This is a genomic window from Mycolicibacterium insubricum (assembly GCF_010731615.1).
GTDB classification, from domain to species: Bacteria; Actinomycetota; Actinomycetes; order Mycobacteriales; family Mycobacteriaceae; genus Mycobacterium; species Mycobacterium insubricum.
On record NZ_AP022618.1, the window covers coordinates 2,243,346 to 2,262,423 of the forward strand.

General features: G+C 69.7%; 21 protein-coding genes. 16 read left to right on the top strand and 5 right to left on the bottom strand.

Annotation, left to right across the window (positions count from 1 at the left end):
* Window position 1: 1 nt before the first annotated feature.
* Window positions 2-556, bottom strand: a complete 555-nt coding sequence (locus G6N16_RS10735; RefSeq protein ID WP_083029581.1) for a DUF4334 domain-containing protein — start codon at window positions 554-556, stop codon at window positions 2-4.
* A 70-nt stretch (window positions 557-626) separates the two neighbouring features.
* Between G6N16_RS10735 and G6N16_RS10740 the strand changes: the two genes are divergently transcribed.
* From G6N16_RS10740 to G6N16_RS10780, 9 genes are all read left to right on the top strand, one after another.
* Window positions 627-1,028 carry a YchJ family protein gene (locus G6N16_RS10740; RefSeq protein ID WP_083029582.1) on the top strand — a complete coding sequence of 134 codons (402 nt, stop codon included), beginning with the start codon at window positions 627-629 and terminating at the stop codon, window positions 1,026-1,028.
* A 64-nt stretch (window positions 1,029-1,092) separates the two neighbouring features.
* Window positions 1,093-1,887 carry a hypothetical protein gene (locus G6N16_RS10745; protein ID WP_083029583.1) on the top strand — a complete coding sequence of 265 codons (795 nt, stop codon included), beginning with the start codon at window positions 1,093-1,095 and terminating at the stop codon, window positions 1,885-1,887.
* Window positions 1,888-1,907: 20 nt separating this feature from the next.
* Window positions 1,908-2,747 carry an Rv0361 family membrane protein gene (locus G6N16_RS10750; RefSeq protein WP_133052886.1) on the top strand — a complete coding sequence of 280 codons (840 nt, stop codon included), beginning with the start codon at window positions 1,908-1,910 and terminating at the stop codon, window positions 2,745-2,747.
* A 122-nt stretch (window positions 2,748-2,869) separates the two neighbouring features.
* Entirely contained in the window at window positions 2,870-3,778 is a 909-nt protein-coding gene (locus tag G6N16_RS10755) for a metal-dependent hydrolase (protein WP_083029585.1), read from the top strand.
* Between the two features lie 7 nt (window positions 3,779-3,785).
* The gene (locus G6N16_RS10760) at window positions 3,786-5,549 is read left to right on the top strand and encodes an SDR family oxidoreductase (RefSeq protein ID WP_083029586.1); all 1,764 of its coding nucleotides are present in this window, start codon (window positions 3,786-3,788) and stop codon (window positions 5,547-5,549) included.
* Window positions 5,550-5,556: 7 nt separating this feature from the next.
* Entirely contained in the window at window positions 5,557-6,630 is a 1,074-nt protein-coding gene (locus G6N16_RS10765) for a PDR/VanB family oxidoreductase (protein WP_083029587.1), read from the top strand.
* A 31-nt stretch (window positions 6,631-6,661) separates the two neighbouring features.
* On the top strand, window positions 6,662-7,399 hold the full coding sequence (dapB, locus tag G6N16_RS10770) for a 4-hydroxy-tetrahydrodipicolinate reductase (RefSeq protein ID WP_083029588.1): 738 nt from the start codon (window positions 6,662-6,664) through the stop codon (window positions 7,397-7,399).
* The gene (locus G6N16_RS10775; RefSeq protein WP_083029589.1) at window positions 7,396-7,851 is read left to right on the top strand and encodes a hypothetical protein; all 456 of its coding nucleotides are present in this window, start codon (window positions 7,396-7,398) and stop codon (window positions 7,849-7,851) included. The genes dapB and G6N16_RS10775 overlap by 4 nt, the downstream gene beginning before the upstream one ends.
* Window positions 7,848-8,303: a flavodoxin family protein gene (locus tag G6N16_RS10780; RefSeq protein ID WP_083029590.1), complete on the top strand. Its 456-nt coding sequence runs from the start codon at window positions 7,848-7,850 to the stop codon at window positions 8,301-8,303. Before G6N16_RS10775 ends, G6N16_RS10780 begins: the two co-directional genes overlap by 4 nt.
* 67 nt (window positions 8,304-8,370) lie before the next feature.
* Here the strand turns inward: G6N16_RS10780 and G6N16_RS10785 are convergent, their stop codons facing one another.
* Window positions 8,371-10,623, bottom strand: a complete 2,253-nt coding sequence (locus G6N16_RS10785) for a SulP family inorganic anion transporter (RefSeq protein WP_083029591.1) — start codon at window positions 10,621-10,623, stop codon at window positions 8,371-8,373.
* Between the two features lie 105 nt (window positions 10,624-10,728).
* Entirely contained in the window at window positions 10,729-11,097 is a 369-nt protein-coding gene (locus G6N16_RS10790) for a hypothetical protein (protein WP_083029592.1), read from the bottom strand.
* 86 nt (window positions 11,098-11,183) lie between these two features.
* Between G6N16_RS10790 and G6N16_RS10795 the strand changes: the two genes are divergently transcribed.
* A complete protein-coding gene (locus G6N16_RS10795; RefSeq protein ID WP_083029593.1) occupies window positions 11,184-11,636 on the top strand; it encodes a hypothetical protein in 453 nt (150 codons plus the stop codon).
* Between the two features lie 133 nt (window positions 11,637-11,769).
* Window positions 11,770-12,930, top strand: coding sequence for a CynX/NimT family MFS transporter (locus G6N16_RS10800; RefSeq protein WP_083029678.1), 1,161 nt, complete (start codon window positions 11,770-11,772; stop codon window positions 12,928-12,930).
* A 7-nt stretch (window positions 12,931-12,937) separates the two neighbouring features.
* Here the strand turns inward: G6N16_RS10800 and G6N16_RS10805 are convergent, their stop codons facing one another.
* Both G6N16_RS10805 and G6N16_RS10810 read right to left on the bottom strand, forming a co-directional pair.
* Window positions 12,938-13,852: an HpcH/HpaI aldolase/citrate lyase family protein gene (locus tag G6N16_RS10805; protein WP_083029594.1), complete on the bottom strand. Its 915-nt coding sequence runs from the start codon at window positions 13,850-13,852 to the stop codon at window positions 12,938-12,940.
* Window positions 13,853-13,910: 58 nt separating this feature from the next.
* Window positions 13,911-14,648, bottom strand: coding sequence for a dienelactone hydrolase family protein (locus tag G6N16_RS10810; protein WP_083029595.1), 738 nt, complete (start codon window positions 14,646-14,648; stop codon window positions 13,911-13,913).
* A 31-nt stretch (window positions 14,649-14,679) separates the two neighbouring features.
* Here G6N16_RS10810 and G6N16_RS10815 point away from each other — a divergent pair, with 31 nt between their 5' ends.
* From G6N16_RS10815 to dapA, 5 genes are all read left to right on the top strand, one after another.
* The gene (locus G6N16_RS10815; protein ID WP_083029596.1) at window positions 14,680-15,498 is read left to right on the top strand and encodes a thymidylate synthase; all 819 of its coding nucleotides are present in this window, start codon (window positions 14,680-14,682) and stop codon (window positions 15,496-15,498) included.
* Between the two features lie 10 nt (window positions 15,499-15,508).
* On the top strand, window positions 15,509-15,985 hold the full coding sequence (locus tag G6N16_RS10820) for a dihydrofolate reductase (RefSeq protein ID WP_110810744.1): 477 nt from the start codon (window positions 15,509-15,511) through the stop codon (window positions 15,983-15,985).
* A 12-nt stretch (window positions 15,986-15,997) separates the two neighbouring features.
* Window positions 15,998-17,203: a winged helix-turn-helix domain-containing protein gene (locus G6N16_RS10825; RefSeq protein ID WP_083029680.1), complete on the top strand. Its 1,206-nt coding sequence runs from the start codon at window positions 15,998-16,000 to the stop codon at window positions 17,201-17,203.
* Between the two features lie 140 nt (window positions 17,204-17,343).
* Entirely contained in the window at window positions 17,344-18,096 is a 753-nt protein-coding gene (thyX, locus tag G6N16_RS10830; RefSeq protein ID WP_083029597.1) for an FAD-dependent thymidylate synthase, read from the top strand.
* Between the two features lie 47 nt (window positions 18,097-18,143).
* Window positions 18,144-19,073 carry a 4-hydroxy-tetrahydrodipicolinate synthase gene (dapA, locus tag G6N16_RS10835; protein ID WP_083029598.1) on the top strand — a complete coding sequence of 310 codons (930 nt, stop codon included), beginning with the start codon at window positions 18,144-18,146 and terminating at the stop codon, window positions 19,071-19,073.
* Window positions 19,074-19,078: the final 5 nt, after the last annotated feature.

Sequence of the window (19,078 nt, forward strand, 5' to 3'; positions counted from 1 at the left end):
GTCAGACGACGGGCAGGGAGTTGTCGCGGCGCAGCACGAAGAAATACGGCCGCCGCGAGCCGCGCAGATCCATCGCGCCGAGCACCGTGTCGGCGTCGAGGCGGCGGAACACGTCGTTGATCGGCAGCTGGTCGTAGATCATGGTCGCGGTGTCCACGTCACGGTAGCGGGTGGTGCGCAGTCGGGCCTTGGGGCCGCGGGCTGCCGCCACCGGACGCAGCGCGGTGATGCTGCGGGCCAGCGGCAGCCGCTGCAAACCCGGTAGCTTGCCGGTGGCCCCGAGCCCCGCGAACGCCACCGTCGGGTTCAACGGCCACAGCGCGGTGCCGTCGGCGGTGGGGAACAGCAGCGGATGCACGGTTTCGGCGTCGATGAACTGTTTTCCCCACCAGCCGCTGAGCTCCAGCTTTCCGTCGAGCGGATGGCCGGTCGGGAGTTCCACCCCGTGCCAGGTGCCGATCATGGACGCGGCGTCGACGGCGGGCGCGTCATCGAACAGGGCCAGGGCGTCCGCGGTACTGGTGGGGGCGTCGGGCATCACATCGGCAAGGCGCATGTTTCTCACCGTACTGGCCCGAGGGCTCCATTGGTCAAGAGTCCCGCGACGGCCTAACTACCATGGGCGGATGCACGGCCCCGATCCCTGCCCCTGCGGCGCCGGCCTCTACCGGAATTGCTGCGAACCGCTGCACACCGGTGAGCACCGCGCCGAGACCGCCGAGGCGCTGATGCGCTCGCGATACAGCGCATACGCCGCCGGCGACGCCGACTACCTGTGGCGGACCTGGCATCCGCGCACCCGGCCGCCGGCTCCGGAGGCCGATCCCGACGTGGACTGGGTCCGGCTGGAGATCCTCGACGTGGTCGCCGGCGCGGCGGGCGATTCCGACGGCGAGGTCGAGTTCCGGGCCTACTACCGCAGCACCGACCCGGACCTGCCCGGCACCCGGGTGCTGCACGAGCGTTCGCGATTCACCGTGCGGGCCGGGCGCTGGTTCTACCTTGACGACGGCATGGATCCGGACTGACCGCAGGTTGCCAGGTGCCGAACTTGTGTCCGGTGTCAGAGCGGTGGAGTGTTAGGTTTTTGCGGTGTTCAACCGGGTGATGGGACGGGTCGGCGCGGCAGCGCTGGTGACGGTGGCCGTCGCCGCCGGGCCGGTCGCCGTCGCGCACGCCGACGCCCATGAGGCGAACACCTGCGCATCCCAGGTAGCCGCGTACGACGGGGTGGTCAGCGACCTCAAGGCGCACGTCGCCACCCGCGACAGCGTCAACCGCTACTCGCAGACCGCGGTGGACAACTACAACAACCGGCTGCACGAGCTCAAGGCCCAGTTGGAGACGGTGTCCACCAAGCGGGCGTCGTGCGAGGTCGCGGTGAAGGGGCTCGGTGGCGCGCCGGCCGACATGCCCACCGAATTCACCTCGTTGAGTTCGGCGCTGGGGACCAGCCCCGGCAAGGACGCGATCAACACCTTCGTCACCGGGTTCGGCAAACTCGTCGGCGACTCCTTCAAGGACGAGCGTCTGCAGGCCAAGAAGATGCCGGCCGTGGGGGACAAGGATCTCGCGGTGCCCGGCGGGCAGATCACCGCGTATTCCGACGGTTCGCCGGCCATTTCCGCGCGCGCCGTCGTGCCGATCGCCGATGTCGTGCAGTTGTCGCAGTTCACCGCGTTGACCCCGGTCAATCAGTGGGCCGTGCTGATGGCGCGCAAGAACTATCAGTGGATGTCGAACCAGGCGGTGCTGAGTCAGTCCTCGGCCAGCGCCAAGGCCGTCAACGGCTTGGACTCGGATTGGACCTCCATGCAGCAGACCCTGGCCACCGAGACCAAGCAGACCTTGAGCGCATCGATCGACCTGCTGATCAAGAGCCAGTAGCCGAGCGTGGGAGCAGCGTCGTGAACCAACCACCGCAGCCGGGCCAGCCCGCAGAACCGCCCGCGGGCGACTGGGGTCTCGACACGCCCGTGCAGCCCGCCGCGGATTTCGATGCCGCCGGCGCGACCGAGGTCGTCAGCCCGCCTGCCGCGCCGCCGTCCTACCCGGCCGCCCCGCCGTCGTCCCCGGGCACGCCGCCGTCGTACCCGTCCCCGTCCCCGGTGGAGCCGCCGGTGCTCGACTACCCGGATTCCGGGTACGCGCCACCCGGGTACCCGCCGTCCGGCTATAACTACCCCGCGAATTACCCCGGGCCGACTGCCTACGCTCCCGAGGAACCGCCGATCAGCTACGGCGCCGTCGGGCTGCCCGGCACACAGACCGCGGGCGCGGCGGCGTGGATCTATCCCGGTGCGCCCGAGGGGCAACCGGTGCCCAAGAAATCCCGGAAGAAATGGGTCATCGTCGCGGCTACCGTGCTGGTCGTCGCACTGGCCGGCGGTGGTATCGCGATCTACCAGGTATTTTTCTCTGGCAAAGCCGACCGGGAGGCGGTCGGCACCGCGGCCACCGAGTTCACCCGGGCGGCCGCCGGCGGTGATCTGGCCGGGGTCAAGGGGTTGCTGTGCGACTCCGAGGCCGCCGGCGTTCCCGACGTCATCGCTGCGTCGGGCGCCTCAGGGGTTCCGGACAAGGATGTCCAGGTAAACCTGGGTGCGGTCGAGGTGCGCAAGGATCTGGCCTCCGCGGTGGTGACCAAGGGATCCAACCCCGACGTCACCCTGTACCTCCGCAAGCAGGGCGGCGGGTGGAAGGTCTGCGCGTCGGCCGAGAGTGACTTCGACTCCGCCGCGAAGTAAGCCGGGCCGGCCGTCCACGCAGCCAATCTTGCGGGAATCGACGACCCACCGGGTATACTCGCGGCTACCATAAGTTCAACCTGTCGACATTTGGCGACTGTTTGTAAACGATAAGGCCGGGAATGCTCAACGTTGACAACCGGGCCGCGGGCCCACACGATGCGACGCTGGACCACGAGTCGATCGTGCTGCAGGCGCGCGACGTCCACTTCGACTGGTCGGACCTGCCGGTGCACTACATACCCGGCGAGCCCTTCGTCACGCACTTCTGCAACGTGCTGCACCTGCTGCTGCCGGCCGGCGAGGAGTTCTTCGTCGAGGTGTTCAAAGAAGCGCTGCCGCTGATCCAGGACGACCAGCTGCGACTGGACGTCCAGGGCTTCATCGGTCAGGAGGCCATGCACTCCCAGACCCACGCCGCCGTGGTCGAACACTTCCGCGCCCAGGGCATCGACATGTCGCCCTACACCGACCAGATGCGCTGGGTGTTCGAGAGGGTGCTCGGCAACCGGCCCCGATGGAGCAAGCGACGCCAGCGCGCCTGGCTGCTGGAACGGATCGCACTGATCTCCGCGATCGAGCACTACACCGCCATTCTGGGCGAATGGATCCTGGAGACCCCCGAACTCGACGCGATCGGCACCCACCCCGCCATGCTCGACATGCTGCGCTGGCACGGCGCCGAGGAGGTCGAGCACAAGGCCGTCGCCTTCGACGTGATGAAGCACCTGAAGTCCGGCTACCTGCGGCGGGCACGGACGCAGTGGCTCGTCACGCCGCTGCTGTTCCTGCTGTGGGTCCGGGGCCTGAGGTTCATGTACTCGATCGATCCGGAGCTGGCGCCCGGTACCAAGGCCAGATGGCGGGACTGGTTCCTGCTGGCCCGCCGGGGCCTGGTCCCCGCTCCTATCGAACTCGTCAAGGCGGTCGGCTCCTACTACCGGCCGAGCTTTCACCCAGCCGAACTAGGCGGTATCGAAAAGGCGGTCAACTACCTGGCCGTGTCACCGTCCGCGCGCGCCGCTCACTGAGGAAACCATGACCACCACAGCTCCCGTCACCACCGTGACGGCCACCGACGGCGTCGCGCTGGCGGTGCACCGCTACAACGAGTTCGACGCCGCCCGCCCCACGATCCTGGCCATCCACGGTTATCCGGACAACCACCACGTCTGGGACGGAGTGGCCGAACTGCTGGCCGACCGCTACAACATGGCGGCTTTCGACGTGCGTGGCGCCGGTGACTCGGGCGAACCCGCCGACCGCGCCGGATACCGCTTCCCGCAACTGGTTTCCGACATCGGCACCGTGATCGATCACCTCGGCGTGGACCGGGTGCACCTGCTCGGCCACGACTGGGGCTCCATCCAGGGCTGGGCCGCGGTCACCGATCCCGACCTGATGCCCGAAATCGCCTCCTACACCTCGATTTCCGGGCCGAACCTGGAATACGCCGGGCATTTCCTGCGCTCGGTCCGCCGACCGGCCGACCTCGGTGACGTCGCCAAACAGCTCCTCGCATCCGGCTACATCGGGCTGTTCCTCACCCCGCGGCTGCCCGAGGCCTTCTTCGGATCCGGCCTGGGCGGGCGCGTCATCGCCACCCTGGACCGCATCGGGCGTTCCAGCACCCGGTCCCGACGGGACGCGGTGCCCCGCTCCGAACGGGACTACACTAACGGGCTCAACCTCTATCGCGCGAACATGCCCGCACCCATGGTCCGCCCGCCGGCCGAGCTGCCGCCGACAACCGTGCCGGTCCAGGTGCTGGTGCCCCGCAAGGACATCTTCGTCACCCCGGCTCTGCAACGGTTCACCGGCTCGATCGCCGACGGCGGTCGAGTCGTCGAAATCGAGGGCGGCCACTGGGTGGTCACCGCCCGTCCCGAGGTCATTGCCCGGCTGACCGCAGACTGGGTCGACCAGGTCGAGACCGGCCGCGCACCGGTCGGGCCCACCGAAGTCGGCCCGGGTCCGCGCCAGGTGGCCGGGAAAACCGCTCTGATCACCGGCGCGGGAGCCGGCATCGGCCGGGCCACCGCACTGGAACTGGCCCGCCAAGGTGCGTGCACCGTCATCATCGTCGACCGCGACGAGGCCGCCGCCCGCGACACCGCGGAGGCGGTCACCGCCGCCGGAGCCCAAGCCGCCGTTTACCCGACCGATGTCACCGACGAAGACGCCGTGAAAAACCTTGCTGCACAGGTCAACAGCGAACACGGTGTGATCGACATCCTGATCAACAACGCCGGTATCGGGATGGCCGGCCGATTCCTGGAGACCACCCCCGAACACTGGGACGCCATCATCGCGGTCAATCTCCGCGGCGTCCTCAACTGCAGCCGGGCGTTCGCCGAGCAGATGGTCGCCCGCGGCGAGGGCGGCACCATCATCAACGTGTCCTCGGCGTCGGCGTTCCTGCCGTCGAAGTCCATGGTCGCCTACAGCACCACGAAGGCTGCGGTGCTGGCGTTCAGCGAATCGCTGCGCGCCGACCTCGCCGACGAGGGCATCACCGTCACCGCCGTCTGCCCCGGATTCGTCAACACCAACATCGCCCGCAACACCGTCTACGCCGGGATGAGCGACGAACAGCAGGAACGGGCCCGGGCCAAGGCCGACGCCGCCTACCGGCGCCGCAACTACACCCCGGAGGCCACCGCCCGCGCGATCGTCAAGGCGATCCGCACCGGACCCCCGGTGCTGCCGATCGCGCCCGAATCCCGGTTCGGCTACGCCATGCGGCGGATCAGCCCCGGTGCGATCCGGCTGCTGGCCCGCTACGACATACGGCAGAACTGAGACGGACATGACCGCTTCCATCTGGCAGAGCCGGCCGCCCGCCCTCTACGGCCACCGCAAACACGACCGGCTGACCAACGCACTGTGGACGCTGAGTGCGGCGTTCGGCGTCGTCACCGCCATGTCCCGGTGGAAGCCCTCGAAGGTGACCCCGGTGCGGCGCACCGTCGACACCGTCATCGTCAAACGGGAACTGATCACCCCCGACGTGGTGGCACTGACCCTTGCCGACCCGGCCGGCGGACTGTTGCCGTCGTGGACCCCCGGTGCCCACATCGACGTGGCCCTGCCGTCGGGACGGATCCGGCAGTACTCGCTGAGCGGCCCGCCGGGACGGCGCACCGACTACCGGATCGCCGTGCGACGCATCGCCGACGGCGGCGGCGGGTCCATCGAGATGCACGGCCTCGCCGAGGGCGACCCGCTCACCTTCGAGGGGCCCCGCAACGCCTTCCATCTGGGCAGCGGGGAGTCCGAGGTGCTGTTCGTCATCGGCGGCATCGGGGTGACCCCCATCCTGCCGATGATCCGCGAGGCGCACGCAGCCGGAATCGACTGGCGCGCAGTCTGTGCCGGACGCAGCCGGGAATACATGCCGCTGCTCGACGAAGTGCTGGCGGTGGCGCCGGAGCGGGTCACCGTGTGGGCCGACGACGAACGCGGCGGCTTCGCCCTCGTCGACGACCTGCTGGCCGGGGCGGGCCCGCACACCGCGGTTTATGTGTGCGGGCCGACGGCGATGCTCGACGCCGTGCGCATCGCCCGCGACGAACACGCCGACGCACCTTTGCACTACGAGCGGTTCGCCGCGGCCCCGATCGTCGACGGCGTGCCGTTCGAACTGGAACTGGCCCGCTCGGGCCGGGTGCTGTCGGTACCGGCGGACCGCTCCGCGCTGGCGGTCATGCTCGACGACGACCCGACCACTCCGTACTCGTGTCAGCAGGGCTTCTGCGGCACCTGCCGGATTTCCGTGCTGCGCGGCGACGTGGACCGGCACGGACGCACCGCCGAGGCCGACGACGAGATGCTGGTCTGCGTGTCGCGGAGCCGCGGAGAGCGGATCGTCATCGACCGCTGAGCCCCACTCGCCTATGGGTAGGCTTGCCCGCATGCGGGTAGCTGTGCTGGGAGCCAAGGGCAAGGTCGGAACGACGATGGTGGGGGCGGTGCAGGCCGCTCCGGATCTGGAACTGTCGGCGGCCGTCGACGCCGGTGATCCGCTGAGCCTGCTCACCGATTCCGGCACCCAGGTCGTCATCGACTTCACCCACCCCGACGTGGTGATGGACAACCTGAAGTTCTTGATCGAGAACGGGCTTCACGCCGTCGTCGGAACCACCGGGTTCACCGCCGAGCGCCTGGACACCGTGCGGGGCTGGCTCGACCAACATCCGGAGGTCGGGGTGCTGATCGCCCCGAACTTCGCGATCGGCGCCGTGCTGTGCATGCACTTCGCCGCCCAGGCCGCACCGTATTTCGAATCCGTCGAGGTCATCGAACTGCACCACCCGCAGAAAGCCGACGCCCCGTCGGGCACCGCCACCCGGACCGCGCAGCTGATCGCCGCCGCGCGCAAGGACCTGCCGCCCAACCCCGACGCCACCAGCACCGGTCTGGAGGGGGCCCGCGGCGCCGACGTCGACGGGGTGCCGGTGCACTCGGTGCGGGTCGCCGGCCTGGTCGCGCACCAGGAGGTGCTGTTCGGCACCCAGGGCGAAACACTGACCATTCGCCACGACAGCCTGGACCGGACCTCGTTCGTCCCGGGTGTGCTGCTCGGGGTCCGTGGGATCGGCGATCGCCCGGGCCTGACGATCGGCATCGAGCCGCTGATGAACCTGACGTGAAGTCGCTGCGCACTCTGGCGCTGATCGGATTCTTCTGCGCCGCACTGCTCTTCTACTTCGTGACGCTCGGACGCATGGGCGTCGGCATGATCGCCGACGGCCGGGGCGCCGCCGTCGGACTCGGCATCGCACTGCTGATCCTCCCGCTGATCGGCCTGTGGGCGATGGTCGCGACGCTGCGGGCGGGACTGGCGCATCAGAAACTGGCCCGGCTCGCCGACGAGGCCGGAATGGAGCTCGACGTCAGTGAGCTGCCACGTCGGGCCAGCGGCCGAATTCAGCGCGATGCGGCCGACGCCCTGTTCGAGACGGTGCGCGGTGAACTCGACGCCGACCCCGACAACTGGATCCGCTGGTATCGGGTGGCCCGCGCCTACGACTACGCCGGGGACCGCAGCCGCGCGCGGGAGGCGATGCGCCGCGCCGTCGAGCTGGAGCAGGCCCAGCCGTGAGCGCGACATTGCTGATCATCCACCACACCCCGTCGCCGCACTGCCAGGAGATGTTCGAGGCGGTGCTGGCGGGGGCAACCGATCCCGAGATCGAGGGCGTCGAGGTGGTGCGCCGACCGGCCCTGACGTGCTCTCCGAGCGACGCGCTGGCCGCCGACGGCTACCTGATCGGAAGCCCGGTGAATCTGGGGTATCTCAGCGGCGCCGTGAAGCACGCGTTCGACCAGCTCTATTACCCCTGTCTGGATGCCACGCGCGGGAGACCTTTCGGCGTTTGGCTGCACGGCAACGAGGGCACCGAGGGAGCGGTCCGCGCGCTCGACGGGATCACCGCCGGACTCGGTTGGGTCCGGGCCGCAGACGCCGTCGTCGTCTCAGGCAAACCGACCAAGGCCGACCTTGAGGCGTGCTGGAACCTGGGTGCCACCGTCGCCGCGTCACTGATGGAGTAGCCGGCCGCGCCAGTCCGCGCCGGGCCTCGTGCTCGCGGAATCTACACCGCTCGCCGAGCGCGGCGGCTCAGCTGTGCACCGGGGACGGCAGCCGGTTCTCGGTGATGCCCAGCTCGTCGACCTGATAGACGTGGGCGGTGTTGAGATCGAAGAACACCCCGACCACCTCGATGCGCCCTTCGGCCACCGCCTCGGTAAGCACCGGATGCGCGATGAGGCGGCCGACCTGGATCGCCACATTGACCACCCCGAGCTGATCGGTTTCACCGAACCCACGCTCGGCCGCGGTGGCCCGGGCCGGGTGCCCGTCGTGATAGGCGGTGACGCTGTCATGGGCGTGCGCCAGCCAGTGGCTCACCGGGTTCGGCGCCTCGTCGTCGTTGTCGATCAGCGCGGTCATTGCGCCGCACGACGAATGTCCACACACCACAATCGAACTCACGCCCAACTTGCTGGCGGCGAAATCCAGGGCGGCATCCATCGACTCGTCCGTCCCGTCGTTGACCACCAGGTTTCCGACGTTGCGTACGGTGAACAGGTCACCCGGCCCGCTGGCGGTGATCACGTTCGGCAGGATCCGGGAATCGGCGCAGGTCAAAAACAGCGCGTCCGGATTCTGGTCCTCGGTCAGCTCGGCGATGTGCGGCGACAGCACCCCGCGGCCACGCCGGTTGTACTCGTCGATGCCGTCGAGGACCGAGCCGCCCTCGTCGCGGTAGCTGGCCAGCCAGGACCGCCACGGCACCAGACCCACGGCACGGGTGCCGTAGTGCCGCTTGGGCGGCGCGGCATGCGCGTGGTGCAGCTTGGCGTGCGACGACTCGATGATCAAGACGGTGCCGCCGGTGGCCTCATGCGCCCGCTTCCAGTCGGCGATCGTCTCGGAGATCGCGTGATCGACGTAGTCGGCGTTGATGGTGATGGTGACCCGCGAACCATTCGGCAGCTCGCCGAGGATCCGGGTCAGCCGCGGCAGCGACAGGAAGCTCAGCGTGCCGTCGAGTTCGACGTGCCAGTCCTCGTTGTCGTCGGCGTCGTTGCCGAATTCCGCCGGCCGGGCCTCCATGTGCGCCCGCATCACCCGCCACAGCAGGATGACGATCGAGACGGCCAGGCCTATGGCGACGCCCTCGAGCAGGTTCAGGAACACCACGCACACCACGGTGATCAGATAGACCGCGAGGTCGCCGGTACGACGGGCCATCCGGATCTGCGCCAGCTTCACCAGTTGCATGCCGATGACGATCAGCAGGCCGGCCAGCGCCGCCTTGGGCACCAACTCCACCAGGTCGGTCAGCATCGACGCGAACAGCAGAATCCAGACGCCGTGCAATACCGCCGACCACCGGGTGCGGGCACCGGCATTCACGTTGGTGGAGCTACGGACGATGACGCCGGTGACCGGCAGGCCGCTGAGCGCACCGGACACCACGTTCGCGCTGCCCTGACCGATCATCTCGCGGTCGAAATTGCTGCGCGGACCGGTGTGCAGCTTGTCGACCCCGACCGCGGACAGCAGGGACTCGACGCTGGCGATCAGCGCGACGGTCAGCACCGCCAGCACCAGGGCACCGATGTGCGCGCTCCACGGCGAGCCGTCCCCGGCGGCCGCGGCCACGTCGGGCAGGCCCACCGAATCGAAGAAGTCCTTCCCCTGCAGATCGATCCGTTCGGCCGGCAGCTTCGCCACGACGGCCACCGCGGTCCCGACGACGATCGCCACCAGTGCTCCGGGGATCACCCGCAGCCGGGCGGGCAGCTTCGGCCACAGCAGCAGGATCGCGATGACGATGACGCCGATGATCACGTCGGGCAGATGGTGGTTGACGATGCCGTGCGGGAGCGCGGCGAGGTTCTCCCACGCCGTGCTGCGCGACGCTCCGCCCATCAGGACGTGGATCTGCTGCAGGGCGATGGTGATGCCGATTCCGGCCAGCATCGCGTGCACCACCACCGGGGCGATGGCCAGTGCCGTCCGAGCGATCCGGGACAGTCCGAACAGGATCTGCAGCACACCGGCGGCCGCGGTGATGACACACGTCATCGCCCAGCCGAACTGGTCGATGAGGCCGGCCACCACCACGGTCAGGCCGGCGGCGGGACCGGTCACCTGCAGCGGGGAGCCGCCGATCAGGCCCGCGACGATGCCGCCGACGACAGCCGCGATGAGTCCGGCCATCAACGGCGCGCCGGACGCGTAGGCGATGCCCAGCGACAGCGGCAGGGCGACCAGGAACACCACCAGTGAGGCGGGCAGGTCGTGTTTGAGGTTCTGCAGAGCGGAGGATTTCGAGCCGTGCTCGAGGGAGGCAGTAGCCATCGTGGGGCCTATCGGTGTGAGTGGTGTCGACAAGAATGCGCCGGTACGGCCGCCGCCGGGGGAACCGTCAACTCGATTCACCACACGGAGGCGCCGCGGCGCCGGTCACTGTCGATCGATACCGATATCCGTCAGCCGGGAACGCCCCGGTGAATCGGGGCCACGGCTCAGCACCCGGCCGCGGACCGGACGGCCCACCACAATCGCCACGGCCAGCAGGGCGGCGAAGGTCAATGCGGCCGGCACATACGACGGCCCCGGCGGCACGTCGCGCCGCAACCGGTCACCGACGGCGCTGGCCTGGTTGACCGGGTGATGGTGGGTTTCCTCCGGAAGTTGCCAGGGAGTACTGGCGGCGGCGGCCGCGGCGGCGACCCCGGGCGCCGTCGTGCTGCCGGTGGCCGGCATGAAGAAACTCAAGGCCGCCAGCAACAACAGCAGCGCAGCATTCGCGCTCGCCCGGCGGTTACCCATGTGTTCGAGATTAGCAGCGTGTCAAGGGTGGGTGCCATTACGCGAGGTAGGCTTCGCGCCAAGGGGATTGACGTGAGGAGGGTCACATGCCGGGTTTGGCCGAGTTGGCGCTGGGGACGGCACCGATCGCCGGCGGGGCTTTGCTGGGCCTGATCGTCGGCAACGGCCGCGGGCCCGATGTGCGGGCAGGGATCAAGGCCGATATGGACCTGTTGGACCGGCTGCCGGCCGAGGACACCGAACGTCGGGCGGCTCTGCAGGGGGCCATCGACGTCCGTATCGACGACATCGTGGCGACGGTCGCCCGCAACCGGGATATCCGGGCGCTGGCCACCTCCTACCGGGGCAATTGGCGCGACATCGTGGTGTTCGTGTGCACCGTGCTGTTCACGATCGTCTGGTGGGAGGTCGACCACCACCGCGCGCACTGGCTGCCGATGTTCGTCGCCCTGATCGTGCTGTCGGTGATCTGCGCCGGGTACGCGCTGCGCGGGTTCGCTGAGGGCCTCGGCGAGTTCCGCCGCCGCCGGTGGAACTGAGGCCGTCAGCGCCGCGATAGCGGGAAAATCGGTTGCCGGGGATGGTCGCGCCGGTGCGACGATAGCTTTCGTGGACTACCAGCGCGACCTCGAACGCGAGCTCGACGGTGCGGCCGAACTGCGGCCCCGGGCGATGGCCGCCGGTGGCGCCCTGCTGATCGTCGCCGTGGTACTGACCGCGCTGAACCTGCGCCCGGCGATCACCAGCATCGGTCCGCTGCTCGGCGAGATGCGCTCCGAACTCGGGGCATCGGCGGTGTGGGCCGGCGTCCTGACCACGCTGCCGGGATTGTGCTTCGCCGCCGCCGGGCTGGCGGCACCGTGGCTGTCGCGGAGGATCGGGCTGGGCTGGGCGATCGCAGCCGGCTTGACGATCCTGACCGCCGGTCTGATCGTCCGGGTACTCGACGGGCCGGCCGTCGTGATCGCCGGCACCCTGCTGGCCACCGGTGGCATCGCCCTGGTCAACGTGCTCATCCCGGTCGTCATCAAGGGCTCATTCCCCACCCGGATCGGGGTGATGACCGGCGTCTACACCGCCGCGTTGCAGGGCGGCGGAGCGCTGGGCTCGGCCCTCACCCCGCTGCTGGACCGGATACTCGGCGGCTGGGCCGGGGCGCTGGGCGCCTGGGCGGTGGTCTCCGGGCTGGCGCTCGCACTCTGGTTGCTCGGCGCCCGGCAGATCGAGGCCGCCCGGCCGTTGAGCACCCCCACCGCACGGCGGGGCCCGTCGCTGCTGCGGTCCCGACTGGCCTGGACCATCACCCTGTTCTTCGGCACCCAGTCGTTCCTCGCGTATGTGGTGATGGGCTGGCTACCGGAGGTGTTCATCGACGGCGGCATCAGCCAGACCCGGGCGGGCCTGCTACTCGGGCTGATCTCGGTGCTGGCCGTCCCGATCAGCCTCGTCGTCGCCCCGCTGGCAGCCGGCCGGCCCAGCCAGAGCGGCTGGATCGTCGGGCTCGGCGTCGCCGGCGTCGCCGGGGTGATCGGGCTGCTGATCGACCCGGGTGCGGCGCCGGTCCTGTGGAGTGTGCTGGTCGGGCTGGGGATGAGCGTGTTCTCGCTGGCCCTGGCGGTGATCGCGCTGCGGGCGCGCGACGCGGACACCACCGCTGCGCTGTCCGGCATGGTGCAGGGCTTCGGCTATCTGCTGGCCGGGGTGGGCCCGCTGTTGTTCGGCGTGCTGCACGATGCGACGGGAGCCTGGACCGTGCCCTTTGCGATGCTGCTGGCGGTCTACGCCGTGCAGATGGTCACCGGCGCGCTGGCCGGGCGCCAGCGCTACGTGTAGCCGCGGGTCAGTAGTGGTAGGTGTCCGACGGGGCCGGGCGGTGCCCGCGCTCGTCGTACCCGACGTCACCGGAGCCGATGCCGTAGGCGCGGGCCAGATCCAGGATCTTGGTCGCCCGGGCGATACGCGGCAGGTCCGAGCCGTTGCGGATCTCGCCGCCGTCGCGGTTGAACTCGGCGAAAAACTCCTTGGCCCAGGCGATGTCGTCGGGCGACGGTGACAGGCCGGCGTTGACCGCGGAGCACTGGTCCGGCGACAGGCAGATCTTGCCGGTCATCCCGAACTCGGCGGACACCGCGGCCGCCTCGGACAGCTTCAGCGCGCTGGAGCCGACGGTCGGGCCGTCAATGGCGCTGGGCAGATGCGCGGCCCGCGCGGCGATGGTGAACCGGGACCGCGCGTACGCCAGCGTCGCCGGGTTGTCGCCGAAGCCGGTGTCGCGGCGGAAGTCGCCGATGCCGAACGCCAGCCGGAAAGTGCCCTTGGTGGCCGCGATCTCGGTGATGCGTTCCAGTCCGCGCGCGGTCTCCACCAGCGCGACGATCGGCACGCCGGGCAGCATCCGCGCGGTCTCGGTGACGTGGTCGACCGACTCCACCATCGCCAGCATCACGCCCCCGACCGAGGTGCCGGCCAGCAGTTCGCAGTCACCGGCCCACCACTGGGTGCCGAAGCCGTTGATCCGCACCCAGTCGTCGCGGCCGCCGGCCAGCCAGGAAGCGACATGGTCGCGGGCGGCGGCCTTGTCCTTGGGGGCGACGGCGTCCTCGATGTCGAGCACCACGATGTCCGCGTGCGAGCGGGTGGCGGCCTCGAAACGGTCGGCGTGCGAGCCGTTGACCAGCAGCCAGCTGCGGGCCAGTACCGGGTCGAGCCGGGTGCCGCCGTCGGTGGAATCGGTGCTGAAGGGTTGCTCGTACACGCCATAATCGTCGCCTACCGGCCGGTAGCCGAATGCCAGGGGGTCCGCGACGGGTGGGTTACAACGCCGCGCCGAACACCCGCTCCATGGCCTGCCAATGCCGCTCATCGGCGGTTTTGTCGTAGGCGCCGGCATTGTCGGGCACCGCGAACCCGTGCGCGGCCGGGTAGAACTCGACGGTGTGCTCGACGCCCGCATCGGCCAGGGCCCCATCCAGCGTGACCCCGTTCTCGGCGGTGAACGACGCGTCGCTCTCGGCCGCGGCGACGTAGACGACGGCCTGGATGCGCGGGGCCGCCAGGTGCGGGCTGTCCGGCGCCTCGGTGACCAGGCCGCCGCCGTGGAACGACATCGCGACCGCAACGCGCTCCGGAAGGCGACCGGCCACCGTGAACGACGTGCGCCCGCCCATGCAGTAGCCGGTGGTGCCGAACCGGGTGCCTGCGACGTCGGGGCGCTGCTGCAGGTAGTCGAAGAACGCAGCGGCGTCGGTGGTCATCCGCTCCGGGGTCACCTCGGCCATCATGGCGAACAGCCGGTCCCGCTCGGCCGGATCGGTGAACGCGGTGGGCAGGTCGAACGGCGCCCGACCCGCGTGTCGGTAGTAGATGTCGGGTACCAGAACCACGTAGCCCAGGGCGGCCATCCGCGCCGCCATGGCGTCGAACGTCGGCCTCGGCCCACCCGCGTCGGGGTACATCACCACCGCCGGCCACGGGCCGTCGCCGTCGGGGGTGGCGACGGTGATCCGGCAGTCGCCGTCGGGAGTGGTCACGGTGTCCGTGGCAGTCGGCATGCTTCGGTTATAGCGAAGTAAGCTGGCCTCCGTGTCAGCTTCGCCGACGGCTCCCATCCCGACGCCGTACGAGGATCTGCTTCGGCTGGTGCTGAGCCGGGGCACGCCGAAGTCCGACCGCACCGGAACCGGCACCCGCAGCATCTTCGGCCACCAACTGCGCTACGACCTGTCGGCCGGTTTCCCGCTGATCACCACCAAGAAGGTGCACACCAAATCGGTGATCTACGAGCTGCTGTGGTTCCTGCGTGGCGATTCCAACGTGCACTGGCTGCAGGAGCACGGCGTCAGCATCTGGGACGAATGGGCCGCACCCGACGGCGACCTCGGCCCGGTGTACGGGGTGCAGTGGCGCAGCTGGCCGACGCCCTCGGGCGAGCACATCGACCAGATCTCCAACGCCCTGGCGCTGCTGAGGTCCGACCCGGATTCCCGCCGCAACATCGTCTCGGCGTGGAACGTCGGGGAGATCCCGCAGATGGCGCTGCCGCCGTGTCACGCGTTCTTCCAGTTCTACGTCGCCGACGGGCGGCTGTCGTGCCAGCTGTACCAGCGCAGCGCGGACCTGTTCCTGGGCGTGCCGTTCAACATCGCCAGCTACGCGCTGCTGACGCACATGATGGCCGCCCAGGCCGGGTTGGACGTCGGCGAGTTCGTCTGGACCGGCGGGGACTGCCACATCTACGACAACCACGTCGAGCAGGTCGAGCTGCAACTGTCCCGCGACGCGCGGCCCTACCCGGAACTTCTTCTCAAACACCGCGATTCGATCTTCGACTACACCTACGAGGACATCGAGATCACCGGCTACGACCCGCACCCCGGCATCAAGGCACCGGTGGCGGTGTGAGGGCACGCCGATGACGCTGTCGCTGATCTGGGCGCAGGCACGCTCCGGGGTGATCGGCCGCGGCGGCGACATTCCCTGGCAGCTGCCCGAAGACATGGCCCACTTCAAGGAGCTGACCGTCGGCCACCCGGTGCTGATGGGCCGGGCGACCTGGGAGTCGCTGCCGCCGCGGTTTCGCCCGCTGCCGGGACGTCGCAACCTGGTGCTCACCCGAGATCCGGGCTACCGGGCCGAGGGCGCCGAAGTGGTGACCGCCCTGCCCACCGGCTTCGACGGCTGGGTCATCGGCGGCGCCCAGATCTATGCGTTGGCACTGCCGCTGGCCGGCCGTTGCGAGGTCACCGAGGTCGACGTCGACCTGCCGTTTCGCGGTGGCGACGCCATCGCGCCGGTGCTCGACGGCTCCTGGTCGGTGAGCGCCGGTGAGTGGCTGACCAGCCGCACCGGTCTGCGCTACCGCTTCTGCACCTACCTGCCTCAGGAGTAGCGTCCGGTGAGCGTGGCCAACCTCACCACCGCCCAGGCCCGTCGGGTCGCGGTCGCCGCACAGGGCTTCCACGCCCGCCCGCGCAGCGGTCCGGTCACCCGCTCCGACCTCGGCAGGCTGGTCTCCAGAATTCAGGTACTGCAACTGGATTCGGTTTCGGTGACGGTGCGGGCGCACTACGCCCCGGTGTTCAGCCGGTTCGGGGCCTATGACCGCGACCTGCTGGACCGCGCGGCCTGGTCGCATTCGGCCCGCGCACCCCGGCTGCTGGTGGAGTACTGGGCGCACGAAGCCGCGTTGATGTCGGTGCAGGACTGGCCGTTGTTGCGTTGGCGGATGCGCGAGTACACCCACGGCCGGTGGGGCACCGAGATCGTCAAGCGCAATCCGCGGCTGGCCGAGGACATCCTCGCCGCCGTCGCCGACCTCGGCCCGTCGACCGCCGGCCAGATCGAGGCGCATCTGGAATCCGCACCGCGGGCGCGCAAGGGCCCGTGGTGGGACCGAAGTGAAACCAAATGGGTGGCCGAGGCGCTCTGGTCCTCGGGAGCCCTGACCACCGCGCACCGGGTCGGATTCGCCCGCCACTACGACCTCACCGACAACGTGCTGCCCGCAGATGTACTGGCCCGCCACGTCGACGACGACGAGGCGGTGCGGGAACTGACCCTGCGCGCGGCGACCGCGCTGGGTGTTGCAACCGCCGCCGACATCCGCGACTATTTCCGGCTGTCCGCCGCCCAGGTCAAGCCCGCGTTGGCGCAGTTGACCGCGGCGGGGGAACTGGAGCCGGTCACCGTGGGCGGGGTACCGGCGTATCTGCGCAGCGGGCAACCTATTCCGCGCAGTGACCGCGGGACCGCGCTGCTGTGCCCGTTCGATCCGCTGATCTTCTTCCGGCCCAGGGTCGAGCGGCTGTTCGGCTTCCGCTACCGCATCGAGATCTACACCCCGGCCGCCAACAGGGAGTACGGCTATTACGTTTGGCCGTTCCTGCTCGACGGTGAACTGGTCGCCCGGGTCGATCTCAAGGCGGATCGGGCCGCCGGGCTGCTGACCGTGCCCGGCGCATTCCTGGAGAACGGCCGAGACCCGGTCCGGGTGGCGGCGGCCCTGGCCGCCGAGCTGGCGGCGATGGCCGACTGGCTGGGATTGCCGGGGATCAGCGTGGGGGACCGGGGTGATCTGGCCGCCCCGCTGCGGCGGGCATGCCCGTAGCGCGTCGCCGCTTCGGTCGGCAGGCTAGTACCAACTGTTGACCGGTGGCGGCCGATAACTGGATAGTCCATGTGTCGGCGCTCGGCGGTCAACATTCGGTACGGGTTCGGCTGCCAGGCCGGCGGCGCTAGGCTGCCCCGGTGGCCGAAACCGCGCCGCTGCGTGTGCAGCTGATCGCAAAGACCGAGTTCACCGCGCCCGAGTCGGTGCTGTGGAGCACCGACGTCGACGGCGGCGCGGCGCTGCTGGAGTTCGCCGGGCGCGCCTGCTACCAGGCCTGGGACAAGACGAATCCGCGTACCGCCGACAACGCCGACTACCTGCGGCATCTCATCGACGTCGGGCATCTGGCGGTCCTGGAGCATGCCACCGCGAGTTTCTACATCACCGGCCTGTCCCGGTCCTGCGGGCACGAACTCGTCCGACACCGGCACCTGTCCTTCTCCGAGCTGTCCCAGCGCTACGTCGCCGAACCCGACGCCCAGATCGTCGTGCCGCCGGGGATTGCCGGTGACCCCGAACTGGAGGGGCTGCTGGCCGACGCGGCCGATGCCAGCCACCGGGTCTACACCGAACTGCTGGATCGCCTCGACGCCAAACTGGCCGGTGACCCGTCAGCGCGGCTGCGCCAGAAGCAGGCCCGCCAGGCTGCCCGGTCGGTGCTGCCGTACGCCACCGAGACCCGCATGGTGGTCACCGGCAACTACCGCGCGTGGCGACACTTCATCGCGGTGCGGGCCAGCGAGCACGCGGACCTGGAAATGCGCCGGCTGGCCATCGCCTGCCTGCGGGAACTCGCCGCCCTGGCGCCGGCGGTCTTCGGTGACTTCCAGATCGCCACGCTGAACGACGGGACCGAGGTCGCCACCAGCCCGCTGGCCACCGAAGCCTGAGCCGGGCGACGGCGGACCCTGCGGTGGTCACGGGTAATCTGTAGCGCGTGACTACCAGCGGATTCGACGTCGGCGCGCGCGCGGGCGTGGCGGGCGAGAGCGCCCGATTGGGAACCGTCCTGACGGCCATGGTGACGCCGTTCGCCTCCGATGGATCGCTGGACCTCGACGCCGCCAAGAAGGTGGCCACCCACCTAGTGGATACGGGCTGCGACGGGCTGGTGGTCTCCGGGACCACCGGCGAATCGCCCACCACCACCGACGAGGAGAAGATCGAGTTGCTGACCGCGGTGCTCGACGCCGTCGGGGACCGGGCGCGGATCATCGCCGGCGCGGGTAGCAACGACACCGCCCACAGCGTCAAACTGGCCAAGGCCAGCGCCGCCGCCGGCGCGCACGGGCTGCTCGTGGTGACCCCGTACTACTCGAAACCGCCCCAGTCGGGCCTCATCGCGCATTTCACCGCCGTCGCGGACGCCACCGACCTGCCCAACGTGCTCTATGACATCCCGCCGCGTTCATCGATCCCGATCGCCTGGGAAACCATCCGCGAGTTGGCTTTCCACCCGAACATTGTGGCGATCAAGGACGCCAAGGGCGACCTGCCTGGCGGCGCGCTGATCATGGCCGAGACCGGCTTGCTCTACTACTCCGGCGACGACGCGCTCAACCTGCCCTGGCTGGCGATGGGTGCCACCGGGTTCATCAGCGTGTGGGGTCACGTCGCGGCCGGGCAGCTGCGCGAGATGCTCAACGCCTTCCACTCCGGCGACCTGGCGACGGCCCGCAAATGCCAGGCGACGCTTGCGCCGCTGACCGAGGCGCAGAACCGGCTCGGCGGCGTGACGATGTCCAAGGCCGCCCTGCGGTTGATCGGCATCGAGACCGGTGACCCGCGACTGCCGCAGATGCCGGCCACCGCCGAACAGATCACCGAGCTGGCCCGCGATATGCAGGCCGCCGGCGTACTCGGCTGAAGGGA